This is a genomic window from Pseudomonas sp. 21LCFQ02, from assembly GCF_024129895.2.
Lineage (GTDB): Bacteria > Pseudomonadota > Gammaproteobacteria > Pseudomonadales > Pseudomonadaceae > Aquipseudomonas.
The window spans coordinates 2,332,325-2,347,954 of sequence record NZ_CM178749.1; the positions used below are offsets into that span (position 1 = coordinate 2,332,325).

A 15,630-nucleotide genomic window follows, 5' to 3' on the forward strand; every position below is an offset into this window, starting at 1 on the left:
GGGGCGGGCCTTTTACAGCCCGCCGATAACGTTTAAAGCACCACGCTTGGCAGCCACAGGGAAATGGCCGGAATGTAGGTCACAGCCATCAGCACCAGAAACAGCGCCAGGTAGAACGGCAGCAGCGCCTTGACTGTCGCCTCGATGCTGACCTTGCCGATCGCCGAGCCGACAAACAGCACCGCACCCACCGGCGGCGTTATCAGCCCGATGCCAAGGTTGACCAGCATGATCATGCCGAAGTGCACCGGGTCCACGCCGATGCCGCTGATCACTGGCAGCAGGATCGGGGTCAGGATCAGGATCAGCGGCGCCATGTCCATCACCGCACCCAGCAGCAGGAGCATGACGTTGATGCACATCAGGATCACGTAGCGGTTGTCCGACAAGGTCAGAAAGGTCGTGGTGATCTTCGCCGGGATCTGCATCAGGGTCATGACGTAACCGAAGCTGGCCGCAAACCCGATCAGGATCATCACGATCGAGATGGTTCGTACCGTGCGGTGCATCAGTTTCGGCAGATCGCGCCATTTATAGTCACGGTAGATGAACATGGTCACGAAGAATGACCAGACCACCGCGATGGCCGCCGATTCGGTGGCAGTGAACACTCCCGACAGAATGCCGCCGAGGATGATGACCATGGCCATCAGCCCCCAGAGTGCATCGGCGGCGATCTTCAAGGCCTGGCGCAGCGGAATTACTTCACCCTTGGGGTAGTTGCGCTTGCGGGCGAAGATCAGGCACAGGCCCATCAGCACCGCGCTCATCAGCAGGCCCGGCATGACCCCGGCCATGAACAACGAGGCAATCGACACCGTGCCGCCAGCGGCCAGTGAGTAGAGCACCGAGTTATGGCTGGGCGGGGTGAGCAGGGCCTGGACCGAACCGCTGACCGTGACCGCCGTGGAGAAGTCGCGCGGGTAACCCTTGCGCTCCATTTCCGGAATCAGCACCGAGCCGACCGAGGCGGTGTCGGCCACCGACGAGCCGGAGATGGCGCCAAAGAACGTCGAGGCCGTGATGTTGACCAGTGACAGCCCGCCACGGACAAAGCCCACCAGCACCCCGGCAAACGCCACCAGCCGGCGTGACATGCCGCCCTCGGCCATGATCGCACCGGCCAGCACGAAGAACGGGATGGCCAGCAAGGAAAACTTGTTAACCCCGCTGGCGACCTGAATCAGCATGGCCTGCAAGGGAATGTCGATCCACCAGGCGCCGATCAGCGCCGAAAGCCCCAGCGCATAGGCTACCGGCATGCCCAACAGGATGAGCAGGATAAAACTGCCCAGGAGAATGAAGGCATCCATTTATGCTGCTCCCTCGTTTTCTTCCACCAGGTCGAAACGCACCACCTTGCGGTGGCTCTGGTCGCCCCAGATGAGTTTTTCCAGTACGAAGCTCAGGGTCAGCAGACCGCCGACCGGAATCGGGGCATAGGTCATGCCGACCCGCACGCCCGGCAGTGACGCCAGGTACTGGTTCCAGGTGGTCATGCACAGCCGGGTGCCGTAATAGGTCATGTACACGCACACGGCGACCATCAACACTTGCACGAGCAGGGCGGCGGCTCGTTTGGGGACCGGTGGCAGGCGGTCGGTGACCATGGCCACGGCCATGTGCGCTCCGGCCCGGTAACTGGCGGCTGCACCGATGAAACAGAACACCACCATCAGCAGGATTGCCACCGGCTCCGGCCAACTGGAGCCGCTGCCGAGCACATAGCGGGCGAAGATGCCCCAGGGAATGATCAGCGACATGGCCAGGATCGATAGGCCTGCGATCCAGATACAACTGCTGTACAACACATCGTTGAGGCGCAGGAAGAGGTTTTTCATAAGGCACATCCAGGGCAGCAGGGCGGTAAGGCCGCCCTGCTGCAGGTCTCGGGGCAGGGGCCAGGGTTACTGTGCGGCGGCGATGCGTTTCATCAGGTCGGCAAACGGCGCGCCGTATTTTTCCCGTACCGGCGCGGTGGCGTCATAGAACGGCTTCTTGTCGACGGTGATGAACTCAACGCCGGCGGCCTTGAGTTTTTCTTCACTGGCTGCCGACTTGGCGTCCCACAGGGTGCGTTCTTCCATCTGCGCTTCGCGGGCCAGTTTCTTGACCAGGGTCTGTTCGTCGGCGCTGAGCTTGTTCCAGGTGGTTTTGGAGATCACCACCGGCTCTGGCAGGATCAAGTGGCCGGTCAGGGTGTAGAACTTGGCGCTCTGGAAGTGGTTGTGCTCCAGCAGGGTCGGCGGGTTGTTCTCGGCACCGTCGATGACCCCGGTCTGCAGGGCACTGAAAATCTCACCGGTGTCCATGGCAATGCCGTTGCCGCCCATAGCATTCATCATGTCGATGAACAGCGGGTTGCCCTGTACGCGGATCTTCATGCCCTTGAGGTCTTCGATCTTGCGCACCGGCTTTTTGGTGTAGATGCTGCGCGTGCCGCCATCCATCCAGGCCAGCGCTACCAGGTTGAAGTCGGAATTGGTGATCTTGTCGAGGATCTCCTGGCCGATCTCGCCGTCGATGATCTTGCGCATGTGTTCGTGGTCACGGAATACAAACGGCATGTTGAACACGTTCACATCCGGCACCACCGGCCCAACAATGCCCAGGCTGACACGGGCCATCTGCACCGCGCCGATCTGGACCTGTTCGACAACCTCCTTCTCGGAGCCCAGCACGCCGCCGGCAAACATCTTGAAGGTGATTTTGCCGTTGGTGGCCTGTTCGAGTTTTTTGCCCATGTTCTGTTCAGCGACCACGGTCGGGTAGCCCGCCGGGTGGATTTCAGCGAACTTGATATCCAGCGCCGAGGCGCTGGTCGACAGGCTGAGGGCGAACGGCAGAACGGCCAGGAGCAGCTTGCGTTTGAAGGTCATGATGAAACTCCGGTGTTGTTATTGTCTGATTTGGCGTGCATGGACCGGGCAGAGGATGCCGAGAAGGGGAGCCGAGCGATGGCCAGCGCCATGCTGGCTCGTCTGCCAAAGGTGCTTGCTGTGAGCGGGGTAACAGGCAATTCACTTTGCATGTCGGGCATCCTTGCGGGTTGTCGATCAGTCGAAGGGGCCAGCCGCCACGAAGGCACCGCCCTGATAGACCCGGTTCGGATCATCGGCGGCCGGTGCCGGCTGCTTCTCGACCTGCGCGCGGAACTGCTCTGAACAATCCTTGGGCTGAAAACCCAGGTGGGCAGCGTGGCGGTTGTCCCACCAGACCTCGCGGTTGGCTGAGGCGCCATAAACCACGGTGTGACCGACGTCAGGGGTGAACAGGCTGCGCTCAATCAAATGGGTCAGGTCGTCATAGCTCAGCCAGGTGCTGAGCATCCGCCGGTTGGCCGGCTCCGGGAATGACGAGCCGATGCGCAGGCTGACGGTCTCGATGCCATAGCGGTCAAAGTAGAAACTGGCGACGTCTTCGCCGTAGCACTTCGACAGCCCGTAGTAACTGTCGGGACGCCGTTGCGAGTGGGCGTCGATGCGCTCGTCCTGGCGGTAGAAGCCAATCACATGGTTGGAACTGGCAAAGATGATGCGTTTGACCCCGTGCTTGCGCGCCGCTTCGTAGATATGAAACACGCCGCAGATGTTCGGGCCGAGGATGTCTTCGAAGGCGTGCTCGGTCGATACGCCGCCAAAGTGGATGATCGCGTCGACGCCGGCGACCAGGTCGTGCACCGCGGCCTTGTCGGCCAGGTCGCATTGCACGATTTCTTCCTGCGCGGTGCTGGCCGGCTCGATCGGGCTGATATCAGAAAGGCGCAGCACTTCGGTAAAGCCCTTGAGGCGTTCACGCAGCACTTTGCCGAGTCCGCCTGCCGCTCCGGTGAGCAGCAGGCGCTTGAAGGGTGTGTGAGTCATGCTTGGCTCTGCCTGTAATCGTCAATGGTTAATAGGGGATCGTTAGCTGATCGGTCGGCGTCAGAGAATCGACAGCGGGTAGTTGAAAATCAGCCGGTTCTCGTCGAACTCGTTGTTGCTGAAGTCGCGACGAATGCTGGAGTTGCGCCATCTGACGCTCAGATTTTTGAGGCTGCCGCTCTGGATGACGTAGGCCAGTTCAGATTCACGGATCCATTCCTTGCCATTGGTAATCACGCCGCTGTGCACGTCCTGGCCGCTGATGTAGCGATTCATCAGGGTCAGGCCAGGAACGCCCAGAGAGGCGAAGTTAAGGTCGTGGCGCACTTGCCAGGAGCGTTCGTTGGCGTTGTCGAAGCTTGAGTTGTAACTGTCGTTGGCCAGGGTGCCGCCGCTGGTGCCGTTGACGCGCATCCAGGTATTGCCATCGACTTTCTGCAGGCCAAGGTAGAACGTGTTGGCGCCGATCCTGGCCGAGAACAGGCCCGACCAGGTCTTGTTATCGAGCCGTCCAGCGCGTCGGGCGCCGTCGTCATCACCCCGGAAATAGCCCAGGTTGGCGCCCAGGGTCCAGTCGCCAAGCGGCTGGCTATGAGTCAGTTGCAGGTACTGCTGTTGGTAGACGTCCTTGAGCTGCGCGTTCCACAAACCGATCAGGGTGCGGTTTTGGTTAAACGTGTACTCACCACCGGCAAAGTTGAAACGGTCCGACAGACCGCCGCCGTAACTCATGTCCTCCATGCTGGCATCGTTGCGCGGGCTATTGGCGCGAAACTGCCCGGCATACAAGGTCAGGCCATCGATCTCTTTGGAGGTGATCTGCCCGCCGCGCAAGGTCTGTGGCTGTGAGCGTCCGTCGTCGGCCCGCAGGATCGGCAACACCGGCATCCACTCACCGACTTTCAGTTCGGTCTTGGAAATCCTCGCCTTGGCCGCTACCCCCAGGCGCCCGAAATCATCCGCCGGGCGGCCGTCGTCATGGCGTGGCAGCAGCGCGGTTCCGTAAGTGCCGCCGCCGCCATCGAGCTTGAGCGACCAGCGACCAAGCACATCGACACCGAAGCCGACCGGCCCTTCAGTAAAGCCGGAACGGGCATCGAGGATGAAACTCTGGGTCCATTCCTCAGCCTTGCTCTGAGCGTTGGCCGGGTTGGTGAAATTACGGTTGATGTAGAAGTTGCGCAGGCCGAGGGTGGCCTTGGCGTCGTCGGTGAAACCGGCGGCGCTGGCAGCGCCTGGCAAACTACCGATCACACTGGCGCCAATCAGCGCGAGGCGTAGCGTCTTGCGGGTATTCATCCTTGTGCACTCCCAAGTTGCAAAGAGCTTCCAGCCGTCAGGCTGCGAACGCCTGTGGCAGGAGTCATTAGGCCCGGCCTGGCTGAGCCGTGGGGCCTTGAGTCCGAGTAGCTGACGCAGTGCGGTTCAACGCCTGGCGTGGCCGGCGCGGTTACCGACTGCTATCGAGGGCGTACAGAAGGGGGGATCGTGGGCGAACGGATAAAGTGGCGACATGGGCATACTCATCATTTTTTGTTTTTGTTGTGCGTTGTCGTACGACATTAAGATTGATAGCAATCTTAAAAAAATGTGTCAATGCTGATTGAGATATTAGGTCGTGTTGCGCACCTTGCAAGGTGCGCCTGGATCAGTTCGAACGCTCTGGAATGGGGGCTAGCCCGGATACTCGACGATGGTCTAGCGACGCGGGGCTTGACGCGGCAGGCTGTGCTGCTAAGGCAGTCGAACGTGGTGGCTCAATGGTACGACGCCCGACATCATTCCAGTGCTTCGCGCAGCCTCGGTGTCAGTTCATCGAACAGCGTCTGCACCGAGCGCATTGCCCGGCAATCGGGACGGGTCAGCAGCCAGACGCCAGTGTTGCAGCCCACCAGTGGTTCGCTCAAGGCCTCGACGCCCTGCAGGTCACGGGCGGTGAAGTCGGTGAGCGCTGCCACGCCAAGGCCGGCGCCGACCAGTTGCGAGACCGCCGCCATGCTGCTGCAGCGATAGCGCGGCACGACATTGGGCCAGGTACGCTCGCGCCAGATCACCGAAACGTGCTCGGGCATCGAGTCGTCCGGGGCGATCCATGGCACCGAGGTGGGGTCTTTTTCCAGCGCTTCACGATAATCCGGCCGCCCGCAGATCACATAGTCGGCACTGCCCAGCTCGCGGCCCACCAGATGCTCGGGCGGGGTGTCGGTCAGGCGCAGGGCGATGTCGGCATCGCGGCGGCTGAGGTTGGCGAAATTATTGGAGGTCGACAGCTCCAGGTTCAGCGCCGGATAAGCCGGCATGAAGCGCGCCAGTGCTGGCAGCAACAGGCTGTGCAACACCGCTTCGGTGCAGGTCAGGCGCACCGTGCCGCTGACCACCTGTTCACCCTGTTGCAGCGCCATGCGTGCAGCGCTCAGTGCCTGTTCGGCGCGCTCGGCCTGCTCGGCCATGGCTTGGGCGATGTCAGTGGGCACATAACCGCGTCGGCTCTTTTCAAACAGCGCGCTGCCCAATGAACTTTCCAGCCGGCGGATCGAACGAAACACCGTGGAAATGTCGACCTGCAGCAGTTCTGCGGCCCTGGCCAACGAGCGGCCGCGCACCAGCGCGAGCACCAGAGTCAGGTCGTTATGGTTGATTTCATATTGCATCGATGCAAACCCGGATTGCCAAAACGCCAATATTTATTGCACTGATTGTAATTTACAGTGACTTCGGGCTGCCAAGGGTTATTTGGCAGGCCACGGCAAAAACGCCGTAGAACGTAATTCTTCGGGGCACAAGGCACAGAAAAACAACAATGCCGCCAATCTTCACTGCGTCGCTTGCTGCTTTCTCTCTGCCACCTCTGTTGCCCCACAAAAAACCAGAAGGTGTCCATCATGTCGTCGGTATCCCCGCGCGCCATTGTCTGTGCTGATGAAGTGAGTGAGTTCCTCCAGGCTCACCCTGAAGTCCAGTTCGTCGATCTGCTGATCTCTGATATGAACGGTGTGGTGCGCGGCAAGCGCATCGAGCGCCCCAGCCTGCATAAGGTCTACGAGCGCGGCATCAATCTGCCAGCGTCGCTGTTCGCCCTGGACATCAACGGCTCGACGGTGGAAAGCACCGGGCTTGGCCTGGACATCGGCGACTCGGACCGGGTTTGCTACCCGATCCCCGGCACCCTGGCCTATGAGCCCTGGCAAAAGCGCCCGACTGCGCAGTTGCTGATGACCATGCACGAGCTGGACGGCCAGCCGTTCTTTGCCGACCCGCGCGAAGTGCTGCGCCAGGTGGTGGCGCGTTTCGATGCCATGGGCCTGCGCATCTGTGCAGCCTTCGAGCTGGAGTTTTACCTGATCGATCAGGAGAACGTGAACGGCCGGCCACAACCGCCGCGCTCGCCCATCTCCGGCAAACGTCCACACTCCACTCAGGTCTACCTGATCGACGATCTGGACGAATACGCCGACTGTCTGCAGGACATTCTTGAAGCGGCCAAGGAGCAGGGCATTCCTGCCGACGCCATCGTCAAGGAAAGCGCCCCGGCGCAGTTCGAGGTCAACCTGCATCACGTCGAAGATGCCATGCTGGCGTGCGACTACGCGGTGCTGCTCAAGCGCCTGATCAAGAACATCGCCTACGACCATGAAATGGACACCACCTTCATGGCCAAGCCCTATCCGGGCCAGGCGGGCAACGGCCTGCACGTGCATATCTCGCTGATCGACAAAGCCACCGGCAAGAACATCTTTGCCAGCGATGTGCCGCAAGAGCATGCCGAGTTGCGGCACGCCATTGCCGGGGTGCTGGAAACCATGCCGGCGTCGATGGCCTTTCTGTGCCCCAACGTCAACTCCTACCGCCGCTTCGGCGCGCAATTCTACGTACCCAATGCGCCGAGTTGGGGGCTGGACAACCGCACCGTGGCCGTGCGCGTGCCGACCGGCGCGGCCAACGCCATTCGTATCGAGCAGCGGGTCGCCGGCGCCGATGCCAACCCGTACCTGATGATGGCGGCGATCCTGGCCGGTATTCACCACGGCCTGACCCATAAACTCGAACCCGGTGAGCCGATCGAAGGCAACTCTTACGAGCAGCTTGAGCAGAGCCTGCCCAACAACCTGCGCGATGCGTTGCGCGAGCTGGACGACAGCGAGGTCATGAACAAGTACATCAGCCCCGAATACATCGACATCTTCGTGGCTTGCAAGGAAAGCGAAATGGCCGAGTTCGAAGCCTCGATCTCTGACCTGGAATACAACTGGTATCTGCACACCGTTTAAACCACACAGGCCACACAGATAACACAGAAAATCCAGCGCCTTGCATCGGTAGGAGCGAGCTGGCTCGCGAAGGGCGCGCCGCTGAAACGGTTCCTACGGGTCAATCGGGTTGCCGAAAAGAGAATAAATATGAACATCCCGCAACGTGATTACTGGGAACAGCTGCTGCGCAATCTGAGTATCGAAGGCCGGGCCTTTATTGATGGCCGCTACGTACCGGCGGTGTGCGACGCCACCTTCGATTGCCTGAGCCCGGTGGACGGTCGCCTGTTGGCGCATGTCGCCAGTTGTGACCTGGAAGACGTCAACCGCGCCGTCAGCGTGGCCCGTGAGCGGTTCGACAGCGGCGTGTGGTCGCGCCGTGCACCGGCTGAGCGCAAGCAGGTGTTGCTGCGCTTTGCCGATCTGCTGCTGGCCAATGCCGAAGAGCTGGCGCTGCTGGAAACCCTCGACATGGGCAAGCCGATCAGCGACGCGCTACAGGTCGACATTCCAGGCGCGGCCAACGCGATCCGCTGGAGCGCCGAGGCCGTCGACAAACTGTATGACGAAGTGGCCGCAACACCGCATGACCAGTTGGGGCTGGTGACCCGTGAAGCCGTCGGGGTAGTGGCGGCCATCGTGCCGTGGAATTTTCCACTGCTGATGGCCAGCTGGAAGCTGGGGCCGGCGCTGGCAGCCGGTAACTCGGTGATTCTCAAGCCTTCGGAAAAATCGCCGCTGACCGCCATCCGCATTGCCGCGCTGGCCGTTGAGGCCGGTCTGCCGGCAGGCGTGCTCAACGTGCTGCCCGGCTTCGGCCACACTGCCGGCAAGGCGCTGGGTTTGCACATGGACGTCGACACGCTGGTGTTCACCGGCTCGACACGCATTGCCAGGCAACTGATGGTGTATGCCGGCGAATCGAACATGAAGCGCGTCTGGCTCGAAGCCGGCGGCAAGAGCCCGAATATCGTGTTTGCCGATGCAGCGGATTTACAGGCCGCTGCCGAGGCGGCGGCCAGTGCCATTGCCTTCAACCAGGGCGAAGTGTGCACCGCAGGTTCGCGCTTGCTGGTCGAGCGCTCGATCAAGGATCGCTTCGTGCCCATGGTGGTCGAAGCCTTGAAGGCCTGGCAGCCGGGCCATGCACTGGACCCGGCGACCCGGGTCGGTGCACTGGTGGACGGCACGCAACTGGACACCGTGCTCGGTTACATCGAAGCCGGCCACGCAGACGGCGCGCAATTGCTCAGTGGCGGTGTGCGCACCTTGCACGACAGTGGCGGCTTCTATGTCGAGCCGACCCTGTTCGACGGCGTGGACAACAGCATGCGCATCGCCCGTGAAGAAATCTTCGGCCCGGTGCTGTCGGTGATCGCCTTCGACAGCGTTGAAGAAGCCATTCGGATTGCCAACGACACCGAGTATGGCCTGGCCGCCGGGGTCTGGACTGCTGACTTGTCCAAGGCCCACTTGACTGCCAAAGCGCTGCGCGCCGGCAGTGTGTGGGTCAACCAGTACGACGGCGGCGACATGACTGCACCGTTCGGCGGCTTCAAGCAGTCGGGCAACGGCCGGGACAAGTCCCTGCATGCCTTTGCCAAGTACACCGAACTCAAAGCGACCTGGATCAAACTTTAAGAGGGTGCCTACAAAATGGCTGCGCTCGGCAATACGGCGTTGAAATCGACCTCAAAATGCTCATGTACTGAATGTACATTGCGCGTTTTCGGCCAATTTCGCCTTGTCTTGCCTTCGCTCGCCGACTTTGTAAACACCCTCTGACAGGCGGAGGAATCTGTTATGCAACAACACGTTCAAAGCGTCTACGCCGCCTCGCGCAACCGGTTCGATGAGTACCCGGTGCTTAGCGAGTCGATCGAGACCGATGTCTGCATCATCGGCGCCGGTTACACCGGCCTGTCCACCGCGCTGTTTCTGCTCGAACACGGTTTTTCCGTCACCGTGCTGGAAGCGGCGAAAGTCGGTTTTGGTGCCTCGGGGCGCAACGGCGGGCAAATCGTCAACAGCTACAGCCGTGATATCGACGTCATCGAAAAAACCGTCAATCCGCACCATGCGCGGCTGATGGGCGAGATGGCTTTCGAAGGCGGGCGGATCATCCGTGAACGGGTGGCCAAATACGACATCCAGTGCGACCTGAAAGACGGCGGCGTGTTCGCGGCCATCACCAGCAAGCAGATGGGCCACCTCGAAGCCCAGCAGAAACTCTGGGAGCGCTTCGGTCACCAGCAGCTGGAACTGCTCGATGCCGGGCGTATGCGCCAAGTGGTCGACACTGATCGCTACATCGGCGGCATGCTGGACATGAGCGGCGGACACATCCACCCGTTGAATCTGGCGCTGGGCGAGGCCGCAGCGGTGGCCAAACTCGGCGGGCGGATTCACGAGCAAAGCCCGGCGACCCGCATCGACCGCGGCCCCAACCCGGTGGTGCACACCCCGCTTGGCCAGGTGCGGGCACGGTTCGTGGTGGTGGCCGGCAATGCCTACCTGGGTAACCTGGTGCCGGAACTGGCCGCCAAGTCGATGCCGTGCGGCACCCAGGTGCTGGCCACCGAGCCGCTCAGCGATGAGCTGGCGCGTAGCCTGCTGCCTCAGGGCTACTGTGTCGAAGACTGCAACTACCTGCTCGACTACTACCGCCTGACGGCCGACAAACGCCTGATCTTCGGTGGCGGGGTGGTCTATGGCGCCCGTGATCCGGCGGATATCGAGGCGATCATCCGGCCAAAAATGCTCAAGGTCTTCCCGCAATTGAAAGATGTGAAGATCGACTACACCTGGACCGGCAACTTCCTGCTGACCCTGTCGCGTTTACCGCAGGTCGGCCGGCTGGGCGACAACATCTACTACTCCCAGGGCTGCAGCGGCCACGGCGTGACCTACACCCACCTGGCCGGCAAGCTGCTCGCCGAAGCCCTGCGTGGCCAAGCCGAGCGCTTCGATGCCTTCGCCGGCCTGCCGCATTACCCGTTCCCCGGTGGCCGGTTGTTGCGCGTGCCATTCACTGCATTGGGGGCCTCGTATTACCAGTTGCGGGACCGGTTGGGCGTTTGAGCCGTCGCCAGCAGCCCGGAGCGCCGGCCGACTCCTCCCACCGCTCCGGTGGGAGGGCGCTTTGCTCGCAACGCTGTTGTTCCCCCTTGCCGGTTTTCATTTATCAAGACTCTGATGAGAGGTTCCACCATGTCTCGTCTTCCCCTGATCGGCGTCACCGCTTGCCGGCAGATGCTGGGCAAGTATTCGTCGCACACCGCCGGCGCCAAGTACGTCGAGGCTGCCGGCCATGCCGGTATCCCGGTGGTGTTGCCGGCACTGGATACGCCGGTTGATCCGCAGCAACTGCTGCAATCGCTGGACGGTATTCTGTTCACCGGCTCGCCTTCCAATGTCGAGCCGCATCACTACCAGGGCACGCCCAGTATCGAAGGCACGCGCCACGACCCGGACCGTGATCGCCTGACCTTGCCCTTGCTACGCGCCGCCATCGACCAGGGCGTGCCGGTATTTTGCATTTGCCGGGGTTTCCAGGAACTGAATGTGACGCTGGGCGGCACGCTGCATCAAAGGGTGCAAGAGCTGGAAGGGTTCCTGGATCACCGTGAGCCGCAAAGCGAAGACCTCGCCGCGCAATACGCTCCACAACATGCCGTGACGGTACAGCCAGGCGGGGTGCTGGCCGCACTGGGGCTGCCGGGCGAGTTCCAGGTCAACTCGCTGCACAGCCAGGGCATCGACCGGCTGGCCGCCGGCCTGCGTGCCGAAGCGCTGGCACCGGACGGATTGATCGAAGCGGTCTCGATGCGCGACTCCCGCGGTTTTGTAGTGGGCGTGCAATGGCATCCGGAGTGGCGCTTTAGCGAGAACCCGCAATCGCTGCGTCTGTTCGATGCCTTCCGCGATGCTTGTCAGGCCTATGCGCAGCGCCGGGGGCGCTGACCCCATCCAGCCATAACTCAAATAAGACGGCGGACACTCATGAGTCAAAACAGCGAAACGCGTGCAAGCACCAGCAGCAAGGGGTTGGCCAGTGGCAGTCTGGGCCTGCTGGCCTGTGTGGTGCTGGGCATTTCCACCATCGCCCCGGTGTACACCCTGACCGGTGCGCTGGGGCCGACGGTGCGGGAGGTGGGGGCGCATTTGCCGGCGATCTTCCTGGTGGGCTTCATTCCCATGCTGCTGGTCGCCCTGGGCTATCGCGAACTCAATGCCGCCGAGCCGGACAGCGGTACTTCGTTTACCTGGTCGGCGCGGGCGTTCGGGCCGATGATGGGCTGGATCGGTGGTTGGGGGCTGGTGGCGGCGACCACCATCGTGCTGTCCAACCTGGCCGGGGTGGCGGTGGATTTCTTCTACCTGTTTCTCGGCCAGTTGACCGGCCGTGAAGAACTCATCGCCCTGAGTGACCATGTTGGGGTCAACATTGTCACCTGCTGCGTATTCATCGGGATTGCGGTGTGGATCTGCTGCCGGGGTATCGGCACCACGATGGGCGTGCAGTACGTGCTGGTGGCGTTGCAACTGATGGTGTTACTGGGCTTTTGCATCGCCGCCTTCGGTGAGGCGCCGCAAGGTCCGGCGCTGGAGTTCGATGCCAACTGGTTCAACCCGTGGAGCATTGGTTCGTTTTCATCCTTTGCTGCCGGGCTGTCGCTGTCGATTTTCATTTTCTGGGGCTGGGACGTGTGCCTGACGGTCAGCGAAGAGTCGGTCAGCAGCCATGCGGTGCCGGGTCGCGCAGCCGCGCTGACGGTGCTGGTGATCCTTGCGCTGTACCTGGTGACCGCCATTGCCACCCTGCGCTTTGCCGGGGTCGCCGATCAGGGCCTTGGCCTGGGCAACCCGACCATCCAGGAAAACGTCTTTGCTCATCTGGCCGGCCCGGTCATGGGGCCGCTGGCAATCCTGATGTCCATCGCAGTGCTGGCCAGTACCGCAGCGTCGTTGCAGTCAACGTTCATTTCACCGGCGCGCACGCTGTTTGCCATGGGTTACTACCGGGCCCTGCCCAAGCGCTTTGCCAGTATCTGCCCGCGCTCACTGGCGCCGCGCTTTGCAACCTTGTGTGCCGGGGCGGCGGCTGCGCTGTTCTACGTCAGCATGCGCCTGCTCAGTGAGAACGTACTGGCCGACACCATCACGGCGCTGGGCATGATGATCTGCTTCTACTACTCGCTGACCGCGTTCGCCTGTGTCTGGTACTTCCGCCGCAGCCTGTTCGACAGCCTGCGGCATTTGCTGCTGCGCGGTGTCTGCCCGTTGCTCGGTGGCGCGGCACTGGCGGTGATTTTTGCCCAGACCGCCGTGGACAGCGCCTCGCCGGCGTTCGGCAGCGGCTCGCATATCGGCGGGTTGGGCCTGGTGTTCGTCATTGCGATGGTCATCCTGCTGCTCGGCGTGGCCTTGATGGTGGTGTTCCGCTGGCTGACCCCGGAGTACTTTGCCGGCGACACCCTGCAACGCCAGACGCCGCTGCAACTGCGGGCCGAGGTTTGAAACCATGCTGAGCGAGCAGGGCCTGTTGCGGCTATCGATTGCGGTCACTGTGCTGGTAGCCGGTTTCGGCATCGTCTTCGGTTTGTTGTCGGGGTCGTTCTCGATTGTTTTCGATGGCGTCTACTCCCTGGCCGATGCCAGCATGAGCGTGCTGGCGCTGATCGTGGTGTCGCTGATCCGCCGCCACACCACCGACGGCGATGCCCATCGGCGGCTGGCCGAGCGTTTCAATATGGGCTTCTGGCACCTGGAGCCGATGGTCCTGAGCATCAACGGCATCCTGCTCTGCGGGGTGTCGCTGTATGCCCTGATCAACGCCGTCGGCAGCCTGCTCAGTGGCGGTCGGCATCTGGAATTCGGTTTCGCCATCGTTTATGCCGCGCTGACCAGCCTGGTGTGCTTCAGCCTCGCGGCCCTGGAGTTTCGCGCCAACCGCCGCATCGGTTCGGACTTCGTCGCGCTTGATGCCAGGGCCTGGGTCATGTCTGGCAGCATCTCCCTGGCTTTGCTGATCGCGTTCATCATCGGCGCACTGCTGGAGGATACCGAGCATGCCTGGCTGGGTCCGTATATCGACCCGGCGGTGCTGGCGGTGATCTGCCTGATCATCATCCCGCTGCCGATCCGCAGCATTGTTCAGGCGTTGGCGGACGTGCTGATGGTCACCCCGCCAGCGCTCAAGCAGCAGGTCGATGAAGTGGCTGAACAGGTGGTCGCTCAATACGGTTTTCTTGACTGGCAGGCCTATGTGGCCAAGGTTGGCCGCGCCCGGCAGATCGAGCTGTATTTCATCGTGCCCAGCGACTGGCCGGCCTGGACCTTGGGCGAGTGGGATGCGGTGCGCGAGGTGGTGGGTGAGGCGATCGGCGGGGAAGGGCCCAACCGCTGGCTGACGATTGCTTTTACGACCGATCCGCAATGGACTCGTTGATTGTCGGAACGTTTTTAGACGCGATATAAAACTTCATATAACTGATTGCACTCATCACTCAGCGATGAACAAACGTCTGTTTAAATGATTGTTCGACTCCGTCAGGATTTGCCAGGAGTCTATGCATAATGAATAAGTTTGCAGAGGCGCTGCAAAAGCACTGTCGCAGAAAATAACAGCAAGCTAAATGTTCTCGACACACTGTCGGGTGATGATCAGAGTGCGCAGCTATTTGTCCGTTAATCAGGCCGTTGTACGACAAGGCGCAACAGCGCACCTTGCGATCAACAAAACAATGACAGGCGCCATCAACAGACCGTCGAAAACGCTAGGGGTTTTTCGTCAGCCGGTTAAACGCGGTCGTGCAGCACCTTGCGGCAATGCACCATGGCATCACGGATCATGAAGTTGACCAGGGTCGGCGAGACCCCAAGCTCCTTGGCGATGTCCTTCTGCGCAATGCCGTGCAGCCGGTAGCATTCAAAGGCATAGCGGGTGCGCTGGGGCAGTTCGCTGAGGGCCTTGTCGACGATCATCAGGGTTTCATGATCGAGGTTCTGGCTCTCTGGAGTTGCTCCTTGAACGGCAACGTTCAAACCTTCCTCCTCACTACCGGAGTATTTTTGCTCCATGGCCTGCTTACGGTAGTGGTCAATGGCCAGATTCCGGACAATACGGAATACGTAACTGATCTGTGCTCTGAGCGGCAATGCCATTTTTGGGGTATTGGCCAGTCTCAAGAATGCGTCCTGCACCACATCTTCAGCTCGACTGTGGCAGCCCGTAATTCGGGCAGCAGTCTTGATCAGGGTATTACGGTTATCCAGTAAGGCTTCCAAAAGTGTCGGTGTCGAACTCTCGATATTGCGCTCTACGGATCCATATTCCTGCATGATTTTGCCTTTGCGACGAAGGTTATAAAGAGGTCGATTTCCCTGCGGCGCAAGTAAAATAGTGCTGGTAACCTGATGTGTCAAATGATAATGATTATTTTTTGAGTCTTTTCTTCAGCGCTCAAACGACACGCCTAAAGTGCTATCACGCCATTGCGTCAGGCTAATTTTTC

13 protein-coding genes are annotated in these 15,630 nt (G+C 61.0%); 6 read left to right on the plus strand and 7 right to left on the minus strand.

Features of this window, described 5'->3' with window-relative positions; translation table 11 throughout:
* Nucleotides 1–32: 32 nt before the first annotated feature.
* The 6 genes from NJC40_RS10580 to NJC40_RS10605 form a co-directional block, all read right to left on the minus strand.
* Complete coding sequence (locus NJC40_RS10580) at nt 33–1,313, minus strand: TRAP transporter large permease (RefSeq protein ID WP_253142202.1); 1,281 nt, start codon at nt 1,311–1,313, stop codon at nt 33–35.
* Nucleotides 1,314–1,841, minus strand: a complete 528-nt coding sequence (locus NJC40_RS10585; RefSeq protein ID WP_045487514.1) for a TRAP transporter small permease — start codon at nt 1,839–1,841, stop codon at nt 1,314–1,316.
* Nucleotides 1,842–1,907: 66 nt separating this feature from the next.
* Nucleotides 1,908–2,879, minus strand: coding sequence for a TRAP transporter substrate-binding protein (locus tag NJC40_RS10590; protein WP_253142203.1), 972 nt, complete (start codon nt 2,877–2,879; stop codon nt 1,908–1,910).
* A gap of 177 nt (nt 2,880–3,056) precedes the next feature.
* Entirely contained in the window at nt 3,057–3,863 is an 807-nt protein-coding gene (locus NJC40_RS10595) for an NAD-dependent epimerase/dehydratase family protein (protein ID WP_253142204.1), read from the minus strand.
* Nucleotides 3,864–3,923: 60 nt separating this feature from the next.
* Complete coding sequence (locus NJC40_RS10600; RefSeq protein WP_253142205.1) at nt 3,924–5,162, minus strand: OprD family porin; 1,239 nt, start codon at nt 5,160–5,162, stop codon at nt 3,924–3,926.
* Between the two features lie 479 nt (nt 5,163–5,641).
* Entirely contained in the window at nt 5,642–6,514 is an 873-nt protein-coding gene (locus NJC40_RS10605; protein ID WP_253142206.1) for a LysR family transcriptional regulator, read from the minus strand.
* A gap of 231 nt (nt 6,515–6,745) precedes the next feature.
* Here NJC40_RS10605 and NJC40_RS10610 point away from each other — a divergent pair, with 231 nt between their 5' ends.
* From NJC40_RS10610 to NJC40_RS10635, 6 genes are all read left to right on the plus strand, one after another.
* Nucleotides 6,746–8,131: a glutamine synthetase family protein gene (locus NJC40_RS10610; RefSeq protein ID WP_045487530.1), complete on the plus strand. Its 1,386-nt coding sequence runs from the start codon at nt 6,746–6,748 to the stop codon at nt 8,129–8,131.
* A 129-nt stretch (nt 8,132–8,260) separates the two neighbouring features.
* Entirely contained in the window at nt 8,261–9,754 is a 1,494-nt protein-coding gene (locus NJC40_RS10615) for an aldehyde dehydrogenase (RefSeq protein WP_253142207.1), read from the plus strand.
* A 162-nt stretch (nt 9,755–9,916) separates the two neighbouring features.
* Nucleotides 9,917–11,194, plus strand: coding sequence for an NAD(P)/FAD-dependent oxidoreductase (locus NJC40_RS10620; protein WP_253142208.1), 1,278 nt, complete (start codon nt 9,917–9,919; stop codon nt 11,192–11,194).
* A gap of 129 nt (nt 11,195–11,323) precedes the next feature.
* Entirely contained in the window at nt 11,324–12,076 is a 753-nt protein-coding gene (locus NJC40_RS10625) for a gamma-glutamyl-gamma-aminobutyrate hydrolase family protein (RefSeq protein WP_045487540.1), read from the plus strand.
* Between the two features lie 39 nt (nt 12,077–12,115).
* Entirely contained in the window at nt 12,116–13,633 is a 1,518-nt protein-coding gene (locus NJC40_RS10630) for an APC family permease (protein ID WP_253142209.1), read from the plus strand.
* Between the two features lie 4 nt (nt 13,634–13,637).
* Nucleotides 13,638–14,564 carry a cation diffusion facilitator family transporter gene (locus tag NJC40_RS10635; RefSeq protein ID WP_045487545.1) on the plus strand — a complete coding sequence of 309 codons (927 nt, stop codon included), beginning with the start codon at nt 13,638–13,640 and terminating at the stop codon, nt 14,562–14,564.
* A gap of 350 nt (nt 14,565–14,914) precedes the next feature.
* On the opposite strand, the gene NJC40_RS10640 is transcribed toward NJC40_RS10635, so the two are convergent.
* Nucleotides 14,915–15,457: an RNA polymerase factor sigma-70 gene (locus NJC40_RS10640; protein ID WP_045487548.1), complete on the minus strand. Its 543-nt coding sequence runs from the start codon at nt 15,455–15,457 to the stop codon at nt 14,915–14,917.
* Between the last annotated feature and the right edge of the window lie 173 nt (nt 15,458–15,630).

What these genes read in the sequence shown, in the direction of transcription:
- NJC40_RS10630 (WP_253142209.1), top strand. Translation starts at nt 12,116, where the DNA reads ATGAGTCAAAACAGCGAAACGCGTGCAAGCACCAGCAGCAAGGGGTTG.
- NJC40_RS10590 (WP_253142203.1), bottom strand. Translation starts at nt 2,879, where the DNA reads ATGACCTTCAAACGCAAGCTGCTCCTGGCCGTTCTGCCGTTCGCCCTC.
- NJC40_RS10635 (WP_045487545.1), top strand. Translation starts at nt 13,638, where the DNA reads ATGCTGAGCGAGCAGGGCCTGTTGCGGCTATCGATTGCGGTCACTGTG.
- NJC40_RS10625 (WP_045487540.1), top strand. Translation starts at nt 11,324, where the DNA reads ATGTCTCGTCTTCCCCTGATCGGCGTCACCGCTTGCCGGCAGATGCTG.
- NJC40_RS10600 (WP_253142205.1), bottom strand. Translation starts at nt 5,162, where the DNA reads ATGAATACCCGCAAGACGCTACGCCTCGCGCTGATTGGCGCCAGTGTG.
- NJC40_RS10580 (WP_253142202.1), bottom strand. Translation starts at nt 1,313, where the DNA reads ATGGATGCCTTCATTCTCCTGGGCAGTTTTATCCTGCTCATCCTGTTG.
- NJC40_RS10620 (WP_253142208.1), top strand. Translation starts at nt 9,917, where the DNA reads ATGCAACAACACGTTCAAAGCGTCTACGCCGCCTCGCGCAACCGGTTC.
- NJC40_RS10595 (WP_253142204.1), bottom strand. Translation starts at nt 3,863, where the DNA reads ATGACTCACACACCCTTCAAGCGCCTGCTGCTCACCGGAGCGGCAGGC.
- NJC40_RS10615 (WP_253142207.1), top strand. Translation starts at nt 8,261, where the DNA reads ATGAACATCCCGCAACGTGATTACTGGGAACAGCTGCTGCGCAATCTG.
- NJC40_RS10605 (WP_253142206.1), bottom strand. Translation starts at nt 6,514, where the DNA reads ATGCAATATGAAATCAACCATAACGACCTGACTCTGGTGCTCGCGCTG.
- NJC40_RS10610 (WP_045487530.1), top strand. Translation starts at nt 6,746, where the DNA reads ATGTCGTCGGTATCCCCGCGCGCCATTGTCTGTGCTGATGAAGTGAGT.
- NJC40_RS10585 (WP_045487514.1), bottom strand. Translation starts at nt 1,841, where the DNA reads ATGAAAAACCTCTTCCTGCGCCTCAACGATGTGTTGTACAGCAGTTGT.
- NJC40_RS10640 (WP_045487548.1), bottom strand. Translation starts at nt 15,457, where the DNA reads ATGCAGGAATATGGATCCGTAGAGCGCAATATCGAGAGTTCGACACCG.